Source organism: Paenibacillus cremeus (genome assembly GCF_007786445.1).
Taxonomy (GTDB): Bacteria; Bacillota; Bacilli; order Paenibacillales; family NBRC-103111; genus Paenibacillus_G; species Paenibacillus_G cremeus.
In genome coordinates, this window is sequence record NZ_VNJI01000012.1 from 134413 (window position 1) to 146499 (window position 12087).

Consider the following 12087-nt stretch of genomic DNA (forward strand, 5'->3'; position numbering starts at 1 on the left):
CCACTTCCCTTATTTAGGGTTTAGAAAAATATTTTGTAGCGCAATACCTAAATCTCGAGTATCTTTTCCTACATTCACAGTGCCTTCTTTAACAAAGATTTCGATTTCATTTTTCTTCTCAATATCTAATCTTAAATTAGAGGTTATATAGTTATGTTGGTTATTCGATATTTCTATATCCTCTACAAACTCATTATTACAATAAATTCCCATTGTTCTTTTTTCAATTCCTGGTGGCAAATATGCATCAAATACTAATTTCCCATCAGTAATATTAGATTCTACAATCAATTTAGAATTAGCTTTTGTCCATCGCGTAGGAACACCATTCCAATTTTCTGGCCCATTCCAACTTTGCAAATCAATATTTATTAATCCAGAAATGTTTTTATATAAAACAAATTTGTTATTGTTCCAAATTATTTCCCCATATAATTTCAAAATATCTGAGGCTTTATTTGATGAATCACTTAATATGAAATTAACTTTCTTTTCTGGTTTATTATAAGAGGGAAAGTAATAACTAGCATTATTAAATATTAAATTTCTATCTCTTAGAAAATATGAAATAACATGTTGATCATCAATATTAAAATTACTTACTGATATAATCTCATTTTTTGGAATTAGATTTTTTATTTCTTCAATTTGTAAGTAATCTTTAGTTATTAGCGTGCCTTCTTTAATAATTTGTTCTTCTAATCCGATAATTTTATAAATATTTATCGAGCAAAGTACACATACGAAAATTGATATATACAAAATTTTTCTTTTTGTAATTTTAAAGATATAATAGAGCCCATTACAAAAGGTCATTATAAAAAATAGTTGTCCGAACATTAGTGTTTTATAATACCCGTAAGGGAATTTATTTATGAACTTTAAATATATCAGCATTAAAAAAATAAAAGCTAAAAGAGGTAATACTAATTTATTTAATCTTTTTTCAAGTTTGAAAATCCCAAAAATCATAACGCAAACAATAATTATTGAAATAATCTTAAATAGAATATGTGATTCTTGATAATCATTAAGAAATTTTATCCCCATAATTATCAATGGTTGATTAAAGAAAGGTATATAATTTACGATGCCCACTGCATTTTGAGTTGATTTAAAAACAAATAGGTTATATTTAATTGCAAGATAAAATGAAATTGGATTAACAATTATTGTCCCCAAAAATATATAAATACTAATTTTCAGATATTCTTTAGCTTTTTTATATTCAGAAATTATCTTAATAATAAGAAAAAAAACAACTGGTATTACAAAATAAATTAAATATTCACTGTAAATGGAAACTAGTGCTGAACAACTAATAGATGTGGGAATTATTAATTTAACTTTTTTTTCATTTAATGTTTTATAAATAAGTCCTAAGGAAAGAATAAAAAACGCATTTCCTCCTAGCTGCGGCATATATTGTGTTGTCAACATCCAGAATAAAACTGTATTAAATGTTGCAAGTGCTGTAAAAGAATAAGTTATAAAGTTATTTAACTTAAACAAAAATTTGCTAGTATAAAAAATTGAAACAATTATTAAAATACAAAAAAAACTAGAAATTACATTAAAGGTAAATATAGAATCAATATTCAACCAATTCATAAATAAAGTATTAAAGTAATCTGCACCCACTCTTGAAAATCTCGAAAAATGTAGTTCAGCAATTGAGAAAAAAGGATGATAATTATCGATGTTCATACTATCAAAATAGCTTTTATTTTTTAGCCATTCTGGTATTGATAAATAAAAAATTAAATCATTATTTATACTAGCAAATGAAGTGGGGAATCCTGCATAAATACTCGGATACAGAGTAATAAATGCTGAAACAATACAAAACAATACTAAAATCAAATAATTACTAAAAAATGATTTAATAATAACTAAATCGTCTTTTTTAAAATAAAATAGAATTAAAATAATAAAAAGTAATAAAAGAATTATCGAACTTACTTTTGAGCCAAAGAAAAGTCCAGTATTTTGTAAGAAGGAAATAATGATTGAAATCCCTAAAAACGGAAATAATAATATTTCTGATTTTAATATAGATAAATCAATATATTTTATTTTTATCAAAAAATAACCAAATAAATAAGGAACTATAAAAAATACACTTAATAATAAAATAGATAGAATCATGAAAAAAGTAATCCTCTCAAAAAATTCTTAAATTAGAATTTCATAAATCATATTTGAAACTATTTCAAAATCATGATTGTTTTTAATATATAATTGTGCTTTTTGCCCCATTTCTTGTCGAAGAGCTTTATTATTTATTAACTCTAGCAAGTAAGCTAACAATAAATCTTCTTCATATTCATCTACATCCACTTTCCAAACACAATCATCAGGATACTCTTTATACGATCCAACATTAGATACAATACACGGGACTCCAAATCCTAACGATCGAGTTAGTGTTGCCGATGTTTCGCCAAAAGTAGGCCATCTTAGATTGATACAAATATCAGATGCTTCTATATACTTTTTAAAAATATCCAGATCAGGACTTGATACTAATTTAATAAAATTATTAATTTTCAATTGTTTGGAAGTTTTATTTATTGTTTCTTTCATATCGTTACTACAGTGACCCACAAAGTAAATTTCAATATTAATATTAGTTTTTACAAGTTGAGAAACTACTCTTAAAATTACATCAATTCTTTTATTCGGAATTACATTACCAAAAATACCAATTGCTATTTTATCTAAATTCAATCCTAAACTTTTTTTCAAATCATCTTTACTGGTTATAATATCTTCTATTAAAATACCACTTGGTATAACTTTAATTTCACCTTTAAAATCTGCTTCTATATCGATTTTATTTTTAACCCACTGGCTATGGACAATCACTTGATTACTTAATTCAACTACCTTTTTAAACATAGGAAATTCTTGATCATTAGGGTAGGTGCTTGATTGCATTAATTGCTCGCCTGCAGCTTGTCCACGCTGTCCGTGACTGTATCTTAACTCATTCACAAAACCATTTTTATTCCCACGTAAATATTGGGTATACATATAGAAACCATAAAGATTTAAATCATGCAAAACAACGCTACCAGGATAATCTACCAATGCATTGTAAATCCAAGAATGCAATTCATTGTTTCCCATATGATAAAGTCTTAATTTTATTTTTTCCAATCTTGCACGATTTTCTTTATATTCAAGTATCTCGAAATTTTGAAGTAAATAGGTATTTTCAGGAATAAAATCATTTACAAAAATTTTAATATCATAATAAGCACTTAATTTTGTTAATAATTCTTCACTGTAGTCTGAAATTCCAGATGGTTGAGGATTCAAAGGACTAAAAAACGCCAATTCAGATTTATCTGATTCCGTAATTTCTGAAAAATTATTTGTTAATTTCTCAAATACTTTTAAACTATCTAAAGCGGTTTTATTCCAGCTAAATTTATTTGCTTGATTAATACCCATTGTTTTATAAGTATCTGATAAATTCTTATTATTTGTGAAAGCTAAAATTGCTTCAGCCATTGCTTCACTATCATTAGATTCAACTAAAAGAGCTGCATCGCCGGCTACTTCAGGCAAAGAAGAACTGTTTATTGTTATTACAGGTGTTCCACAGCGCATTGCTTCTAAGACTGGCAATCCGAAGCCTTCATATATAGAAGGAAATACAAAGACCTCACATTCTTTATATAAAGCTATTAATGTATCATCGCTGACAAATCCTAAAAATTCAATTTGTTCTTTTGAAATACCATTGTTTTGAGCGTAAGTTTGCAGTTCCTCTTTTTCAGCTTCTTGCTTAATTCCAGATATTACTAATTTCAAATCCGGTCGCTCTTTAATTACTTGAGAGAATGAGTTGATTAAGCCTTTATTATTTTTTCTTGGATCATAACCGGTAAGAGAGTAAATAAAAGGAGAGGAAATACCAATTTCTTTATTTATCAATTCTCTTTCGTAGCCTGAATGTATGGGTTGATAAAGATCTTCATTAGTCGAAGCATAAATAACATGAATCCGTTCAGCATTAATTTGATAATATTTCATCAAATCTTTTTTTGACGCTTCAGAAATCGTTAAAATACTATCTGCATTTTTCACCAAATTACATCTTAAGTCATATAGTTGTTGGATCTGTTGCGGCCAATTATTATAGTAGTGTTCTTTCATAACAATTGGAATTAAGTCATAAACCAAGTAGGATTTCATTACTTTGTTGTTAGTAATTTCCGGCACATCAATATCAAACATATGCGGACTCGTAAAATGAATTATATCGATATTTTTTTGCTGTAAGAAATCTTCTAACTGGTATATTTCCCAATTCTGGTCATTTCTAATACAATAATCAATATCGATAAAATTGCTTACAAAAGCAAACTCCCAATTGTCGTTACTTTTTCTCATTAAGTAATATCTATGACTAGAATCTTGTTTAATAAAATTTTTAGTCCAGTTATAAGTATATATTCCGATTCCTCTATTTTTTTCTGGAGAATATAGAGTTTGAATATCAATTAGTATTCTCATTTAGTAAATCCTTTCTTTGAAATCCTTTACTATTTAAGAAGCTAATAATTCGTTGTGCAGTTTTGGACCAAGTGTAATATTCTTCAACATATTTTTTACCATTTGCAGCCAAATCATTTCTCATCTGCGGATTATCAATTAACTGAGAAACTATTTTCTCAAAAGCAGTGTAATCTTTATAATACATCCCGCCTTGACTACGATCACAATGTCCCTTTGTGACAGCACAATGCTCATGTACGATAACTGGAATATTGCATAACCAACTCTCCATAATTACAATCGAAAAGCTTTCCATAAGCGATGGCTGTACTAATGCTGTAGCACCAGCAATTGCATCATATTTCTCTTCGTCACTTACTTCTCCGATATGAATAATATTTTTTGAGGCCTTCATAGTTTGAATAATTTGTTCTTCCCCTTTTCCAACAAAAACAAGCTTTATGTCACTTGGGTTATTTTCAATATACTGATTAAAAAGTTGTATGAGCTGAGGTACATTCTTCCCAGATACCTGTCTCCCTACATAAATAAAATAATCTTCATTTATTCCAAATTTGTTTCTAAAATTATTAGCATTCGGGATATAACCGACTTCTACACCACCACCTGAAACCACCGTCGAATCCTGATCTAAATTATACAGCTTAGAAGAAAAATCAAGTTCTTCAATTGTATTAAGAAGCAGACCTTTAACTCGGCTAAACATATCTCCGATCGATTTAAAATAAGCCATTTCTTCATCATGTAAGCATGGAATAATGAAGGTATTTTCAGGTCGAAGTCTGCTTCCCCAATAGGTTGTTCCAGTTAAATAAGGAATAAACAAGAAAATATATTGATCACCGAAATTTGTAATAAAATTATATAATTCATCACTATTAACTGTTTCATGCATTAATTGCATTTCTTCTACATAGCTTAATGTCTCACCATGAATCATTTTCCCCATGAGTTCATCATACAATACTTTATTTCGCTTTCTCAGAGAAAACCTTCTAACTAAAAGTTCATCAATTATTGTTTGACCTTGTTCATAGAAATCCGATCCCCAATCCCAAAATGAGTCCTTACCACAAGTAGTAAGAACTTCCACTTGGCATCCTGCATCTTGTAAGCTTTTTGCAATGCCCCCTGCAAATCTTTCTGCTCCACCGGATATATTATCACTAAACCATGGAGTAACAATTCCAATTTTCATAAACTAACCCCTCATTGTTTCGATAAAATAAGAGAGAAATTATAATATTGTTGAGGATCAGTACCTTCAATTGGTTCACTTAAATAAGAATTCTCAATAGCAAATCCAACATCGGCCGCTAAATATTTATAGGTTTCATGAAACATTGGCTTTTCATGTGTTGGATCTAAGTAGTAAAGATTATGCATTACATGTGGCGAACTTGTATTAGGCGTTTCGATTACAAGGACACCGTCATGAGTTAGTTTATCGAAACATAGCTTAAGAAATTTAATCTTTGTAGGAGAGGGCAGATGTTCAATGACATGACCAGTAAAAATTCCTCCTACACTATTATTTGGCAATTTCTCTAAATAACCTAAAGCATCAGCGGTGTAGGCAGATAACCCTTTATCTTTACAGATTTTTATTAATTCGGTATCCGTATCGATTCCAACACTAGGAATATTATGGTCACGCAGTAGTTCCATGAAGTAACCTTTTCCACAACCAATATCTAGAACATAATTTTTATTTTTAAAGTAATGAATATATTGTGCATAAATTCTTCTTACTGTTTCACGGTCTGCACTAAATTGTTCAGCAAATTTGGAATAATCAAAATCAAGAAAAGTACTTTTCTTAATTTCATCCATTACTAAATTAATTTTAGCCTCCAAATTAATTGTATGACTAGCTGCTGCTTCATCCAATTTCGATATCATATCTTGCTGTAATTCAGTATGGTTCGATCTTATATCAGTGATAACAGAAGTTAATTGGGTGATTTGTGCTTCCAATTCATTGTTTTTATTTATTAAATGAAAAATTAATTTCTGTTGATCATTAGCAATTTCAGTAATAGAATTTAATCCAAACCAAATATCTTTATTTAAATGTTTTTGCTGATTTACAAAAGTATCTGCATACCATTTTGTAAATAGTCTTGCACCCAATCTTCTGAGTGGCACAATAATTTTTCCTAACAATTTAAATCTGGAAACCAAGTGAGGTTCTAAAAAAGCAACTGGTATATTAGGAGTGATTCTATATTGCAATCTTTTTAAACCTATTTGTAGAGCAGCTATAGTTTGTGAAAGCTCTCCATTGTTAAAATTAACTTGAATTTCCTCTTGTTGCTCTAATTTGAGTTCCTCTGTCGTTTTCTTTTTAGCACGTACTCCGTTTCTAATTTGATTCATAATAAATGCTGGAGTAATTTTGCTAGACATATTACCACCTCTAACCTCTTTGTACTTCATGAATCCATTCATGATTTATTCTCGCTATGCCGACGTCATTTACAAGACTCGAAACTTTAAACGAATATAATTTATCATGATAATCAAATTGCGTTCCATTTGGATCAGATGCTCCGACACTTAATAAATAACTTCCTGCAATTAATTCAATGGAAGGTATGTTAAAAATAATTTTCCCAAAAGAATTTTCGTCTAAGAAATCGATTTTGAAATGATCTATAAAAGTATTTGTTCCATAGCAATGCCTGTTATCTATTGTATGAATTGCACAACCAAATACAGGTTTTTTTATATTCGCGTTCACTTTATAACTAATATGGATTTGCATTGGTTCTCCACTTAAAAAACTAAGCTTGGAGATACTGTTCTCATTAGTAATATCGACATGAATAATTTCGATTTGTTTATTTCCCCATCGTCCCTCAGTTTCTTCTACAGAATTTTTTTGCCCTTCACTTTTTTCAATAATTGTAATTTCATTTTCCTTATCTTTATTTTCATCAATTAAACGTTCGTTTTCTTGTTCTGAGAGGTAGCTTAAATATTGATCTATTATTTTTTTTGGTTCTCCATCACCCCATACTTTTGATTTATTAATCCATATTACTCTGTCGCAAAGTTTTTGCACAGCTCCGAGATCATGTGAAACAAATACAATAGTAGTACCTTTATTTTTCAGCCTTAATAATTGATCCATACATTTCTGCTGAAATGCTGCATCGCCAACTGCTAGAACTTCATCTATTAATAAAATATCCGGCTCAACCATAATTGCAACCGAAAAAGCTAATCGCATATACATCCCCGATGAATAACTTCTCACAGGATTTTCTATATAATGCTTTAATTCTGAAAATGAAATTATCTGATCAAGTTTCGCTTTTATTTCCTTCTTACTTAGACCCAGAATTGCCGCGTTCATAAAAATATTTTCTCTTCCCGTAAAATCAGGGTGAAAACCAGCTCCTAATTCCAACAAACTGGATACTTTTCCTTCTATATCAATAGATCCTTTATCTGCATACAAAATACCGGTTAAAAGCTTTAATAAAGTGCTTTTACCTGAACCATTTCTTCCAATTAAACCAACCGTTTCACCTTTTTTAATGCCAAGAGAGATACTATCGAGCGCGGTGTAAACTTCAAATTTACTTTTTCTTCCATTAACAATGCGCTCTTTAAGAGTAGCTGCTCGTTCTTTATAAATTTTGAAAGATTTTGATACCTCAGAAACAGAGATAATATTCATGAAAGTACCACCTTTATATTTCTTCAGCAAAATTGCGACTTAACTTCTTAAAGATATAGAAACCGGCAAAGAGTAATATAAATGAAATAATAGTAATTTTAATTAAAGAAAGTGCATCTGGAAATTTATTATAAAAAAACACATCGTGAAAACTATCTATAATTATTTTCATTGGATTATAGTCGAAAATAAATTTCACTTCTTGTGGAATCATACTAGAAGTAAAAACTATCGGAGTAAGATAAAACCAAACCATTGTAATAATCCCTAAAATATGCTCTAAGTCCCTAAAATAAACATTGAGACTTGAAACAATTAACGTAATGGCAAAAGTAAAAATAAAATAAATTGCAAGAATAACCGGAAATAATAGCAGTGGTAATCCTAATTGTATTTTATTAAATATAAGAATAGGAAATAAGATTAGCAAACTGAAAAAGTAGTTAATAGCACCACCGATTACTACTGAAAGAGGCAGAATTTCCTTTGGGAAATATATTTTTTTCACTAAACCGGCGTTACGTATAATTACACCAGCGCTTGAAAGAACAGCCTGATTAATAAGAAACCATGAAATTAAACCAATAAATAAATACGAAGTGTAATTTTCCATTTCAATCCGAACAATATATTTGAAAACAATTGAGTAGACCAATAACATTAACAGAGGATTTAGCAATGTCCAAAAAAAACCAAAGAAAGACCCCTTATAACGTGTTCTTAAATCTGTAAGCACTAAGCTTTCAAGCATTTGTCTGTATTGATAAATTTCTTTTATTTTACTAATCATGAATTTGTTTCCCCTTGACTTGTGTTTCCATCGTTTGGATTCTCCAATAATTCAATATATCTCTTAGTGAATCATTTAAAGAGATTATTGGTGACCACCTTGTCTCTTGAATTAACAATTTGGCATCTCCGTAATAAAGAGGGAAATCTGACGGTCTCATTTTTGATTCTTCTCTAATCACTTCGATACTACTGAACGAACTCATTGCTAATAATTTATTAAGAACTTCCTGTATTGATACAGGTGTATTAGAACAAACATTGTATATTTGTCCAAATCCCCCAAAGTTTACAATCAATTCGTACGCCTTTACAATATCTCTAACATCTGTAAAATCTCGTTTCGCATCTAAATTTCCAACTTTAATTAATGGATTTAATATTCCAGATTCTATTTCTGCTATTTGTTTCGCTAAATCTGAAGTAACAAAACCAAGGCTTTGTCCTGGTCCAATATGATTAAACGGACGAATATGAATGACCTTCATCGAATATGATCTATGATAATGTTGGGCAAGCATACTAACAGTAGCCTTGGATATTCCATAGGGGCTTATTGGTCGCAACTGTGTTTTCTCGGAGATAGGCATCTCATCAGATTTGACATCGCCATATTCTTCAGATGATCCAACAGTTAATACTCTTACTGTTTCTTTAATAACACTATCTTTAACTGCTTCCAATAAATTTAATGTCATCATGATATTTGCCTCAAAAGTAAAAGGCTTATTCTCCCATGAATCTTTTACAGAGCTTTGTCCTGCAAGATGAAAGATAAAGTTAGGTTGAAGAGTATTTAGCAATAACAAAACCTCTGCCTTAGAGGTTAATTCAAGAGGGTAAACTTTAATAAAATCACTATTAAACAAAACGGGGGAACTCTGACGAGTTGTCCCCCAAACTTCATATCCTTTATTTATTAGATGAGATGCAAGATACTTCGCCACAAAACCAGTAGCGCCTGTAATCAAAGCTTTCATAAAACAAACCGCCTTTTTGCGTGTTGTTTATCGTTGCAATTTTTTCAAATCACTCTCAACCATCATGGTTACGAGCTGCTCAAATCCCACTTCAAGCTTCCAGTTCAGCTTCTCTTTAGCCTTCGTGCAATCTCCCAGTAGCAGATCAACTTCTGCCGGTCTTACAAATTTCGGATCGATAACTACGTAATCTCTCCAGTTCAATCCCACATGACCGAATGCAATCTCAACTAATTCTTCAACAGTATGGGTTTCACCTGTCGAGATTACAAAATCATCAGGTTGATCCTGCTGGAGCATAAGATGCATCGCTCTTACATAGTCTCCAGCAAAACCCCAATCCCGTTTAGCATCTAAATTGCCCATGCGAAGCTCTTTTTGTATTCCTAATTTGATTCGAGCTGCTGCATCCGTTACTTTACGCGTCACGAACTCGACACCCCGACGAGGAGATTCATGGTTAAACAAGATTCCCGAGCAAGCATACATGTTAAAGCTCTCACGATAATTGACTGTAATCCAGTGACCATATACTTTCGCTACGCCATATGGACTACGAGGGTAAAAAGGCGTCGTTTCTTTTTGAGGAGTTTCTACCACTTTACCAAACATTTCACTACTCGATGCTTGATAAAACCTAGCCTCAGGTTTAGTCAACCGAACAGCTTCGAGCATATTGGTAACACCGATACCGGTAGCTTGTCCAGTTAGCACCGGTTGAATCCAAGATGTCCCTACAAAAGATTGGGCAGCGAGATTATACACTTCATCCGGATTAGAAATTTTCACAGCATTGATCAATGAGCCTTGATCTAACAAGTCGCCGTCAATAAACTCAATCTCATTCTTGATATGCTCAATATTCTCCATAATTGGAACACTGGTTCTTCTGCGCAGTCCAAACACCTTATACCCTTTTGATAAAAGCAGTTCTGCCAAATATGAACCGTCCTGTCCTGTAATACCTGTAATAAGAGCAGATTTTGTCATATTAATCCCCTTTTAAATGATAATAGGTTTTTATAAATATTTATCAAGCTTTTGCATTCTTAATTCTTTGAGAAGAAGCTTTACCTCTTGGGCTTTATCCTTGGTGCAGATTAAAGTGACATCTTCTGTATCAACTATAATTAGATCTTCAATGCCTAGTGTTGCTATCAATTTCCCATTGCTTTCAATAATACATCGTTTCGTATCAATATTAAGAATATTCCCTTTAATTACATTCCCATTCTCGTCTCGATCATTGATCCGATCTAGTGCCGTCCAGCTTCCTACATCATCCCAGCCAAAAATACATGGAATTACGTAAATATTATTTACTTTTTCCATAATACCGTAATCAATCGATTGATCCGGCATTTTTTTAAATTCTGATCTAATGACTTCGTTTCGTGATTCAAGCTTAAATCCAGCTTTCATCGTTTCAAGGACATCATGCATTTCAGGCATTAATTTCTGAATATACTTCCTTATAACCGATACTTTCCAAATAAAAATTCCACTGTTCCAGAAAAAATTCCCTGAATCTAAATAATTTTGCGCTGTTTCAAGATTTGGTTTTTCTACAAACTTATTTACTTTATGCACTTCCAAATCATTAAGCAATTCAATTTGTTTTGTACTCTCGATATAACCATAACCTGTTTCTGGATAGGTTGGTTTGATGCCAAGCGTGACGAGGTTGTCTTCCTTTTCAGCAACTTCTACAGCTGTTTCCAGAATTCTAATGAAGCCCTCTTCGTTTTCAATAATGTGATCGGAAGGCAAAACAACCATTGTGCTATCCGGAAACTTTTCTTCAATAACTATAGAAGCCAAACCTACGCATGGAGCAGTGTTTCTACCGATTGGCTCAATAATAATATTTTCATATGGTAAATTGGGAAGCTGTGCATGGATAAGTTCAGCATATAATTCGTTTGTTACTATAAAAATTTGACTTATATCTATTAATTTTTCTAAGCGATCTATAGTTTGTTGAATCATCGATTTATTGCCGGATATATTCAGAAATTGCTTGGGCAAGTGCGTTCGACTTTTTGGCCAAAACCGCTCACCTTTTCCACCAGCCATAATTACTGCAGTAATGGTCATTTT

Annotated in this window: 9 protein-coding genes; all 9 read right to left on the reverse strand. The window is 31.1% G+C overall.

Annotated features, from left to right (window positions below; translation table 11 throughout):
• Positions 1–9: 9 nt before the first annotated feature.
• The 9 genes from FPZ49_RS12140 to FPZ49_RS12180 are packed head-to-tail and all read right to left on the reverse strand — an operon-like array spanning position 10 to position 12084.
• On the reverse strand, positions 10–2148 hold the full coding sequence (locus tag FPZ49_RS12140) for a hypothetical protein (protein ID WP_144846960.1): 2139 nt from the start codon (positions 2146–2148) through the stop codon (positions 10–12).
• A 27-nt stretch (positions 2149–2175) separates the two neighbouring features.
• Positions 2176–4527 carry a glycosyltransferase gene (locus FPZ49_RS12145; protein ID WP_144846962.1) on the reverse strand — a complete coding sequence of 784 codons (2352 nt, stop codon included), beginning with the start codon at positions 4525–4527 and terminating at the stop codon, positions 2176–2178.
• Positions 4511–5728, reverse strand: a complete 1218-nt coding sequence (locus tag FPZ49_RS12150; RefSeq protein WP_144846965.1) for a glycosyltransferase family 4 protein — start codon at positions 5726–5728, stop codon at positions 4511–4513. Before FPZ49_RS12150 ends, FPZ49_RS12145 begins: the two co-directional genes overlap by 17 nt.
• Positions 5729–5739: 11 nt before the next feature.
• Complete coding sequence (locus FPZ49_RS12155) at positions 5740–6939, reverse strand: class I SAM-dependent methyltransferase (RefSeq protein ID WP_222429904.1); 1200 nt, start codon at positions 6937–6939, stop codon at positions 5740–5742.
• Between the two features lie 10 nt (positions 6940–6949).
• Positions 6950–8218: an ABC transporter ATP-binding protein gene (locus FPZ49_RS12160; protein WP_144846969.1), complete on the reverse strand. Its 1269-nt coding sequence runs from the start codon at positions 8216–8218 to the stop codon at positions 6950–6952.
• 13 nt (positions 8219–8231) lie between these two features.
• On the reverse strand, positions 8232–9008 hold the full coding sequence (locus FPZ49_RS12165) for an ABC transporter permease (protein WP_144846971.1): 777 nt from the start codon (positions 9006–9008) through the stop codon (positions 8232–8234).
• Positions 9001–9987 carry a GDP-mannose 4,6-dehydratase gene (locus FPZ49_RS12170; RefSeq protein ID WP_144846973.1) on the reverse strand — a complete coding sequence of 329 codons (987 nt, stop codon included), beginning with the start codon at positions 9985–9987 and terminating at the stop codon, positions 9001–9003. The genes FPZ49_RS12165 and FPZ49_RS12170 overlap by 8 nt, the downstream gene beginning before the upstream one ends.
• A 27-nt stretch (positions 9988–10014) precedes the next feature.
• Complete coding sequence (gene gmd, locus FPZ49_RS12175) at positions 10015–10977, reverse strand: GDP-mannose 4,6-dehydratase (protein WP_144846975.1); 963 nt, start codon at positions 10975–10977, stop codon at positions 10015–10017.
• A gap of 30 nt (positions 10978–11007) precedes the next feature.
• Entirely contained in the window at positions 11008–12084 is a 1077-nt protein-coding gene (locus tag FPZ49_RS12180) for a mannose-1-phosphate guanylyltransferase (protein WP_144846976.1), read from the reverse strand.
• Positions 12085–12087: the final 3 nt, after the last annotated feature.

Bases quoted from the DNA above. Each gene is read 5' to 3' on its own strand.
- FPZ49_RS12160 (WP_144846969.1), bottom strand. From the start codon at position 8,218: ATGAATATTATCTCTGTTTCTGAGGTATCAAAATCTTTCAAAATTTAT.
- FPZ49_RS12180 (WP_144846976.1), bottom strand. From the start codon at position 12,084: ATGACCATTACTGCAGTAATTATGGCTGGTGGAAAAGGTGAGCGGTTT.
- FPZ49_RS12145 (WP_144846962.1), bottom strand. From the start codon at position 4,527: ATGAGAATACTAATTGATATTCAAACTCTATATTCTCCAGAAAAAAAT.
- FPZ49_RS12155 (WP_222429904.1), bottom strand. From the start codon at position 6,939: ATGTCTAGCAAAATTACTCCAGCATTTATTATGAATCAAATTAGAAAC.
- FPZ49_RS12140 (WP_144846960.1), bottom strand. From the start codon at position 2,148: ATGATTCTATCTATTTTATTATTAAGTGTATTTTTTATAGTTCCTTAT.
- gmd (WP_144846975.1), bottom strand. From the start codon at position 10,977: ATGACAAAATCTGCTCTTATTACAGGTATTACAGGACAGGACGGTTCA.
- FPZ49_RS12165 (WP_144846971.1), bottom strand. From the start codon at position 9,008: ATGATTAGTAAAATAAAAGAAATTTATCAATACAGACAAATGCTTGAA.
- FPZ49_RS12170 (WP_144846973.1), bottom strand. From the start codon at position 9,987: ATGAAAGCTTTGATTACAGGCGCTACTGGTTTTGTGGCGAAGTATCTT.
- FPZ49_RS12150 (WP_144846965.1), bottom strand. From the start codon at position 5,728: ATGAAAATTGGAATTGTTACTCCATGGTTTAGTGATAATATATCCGGT.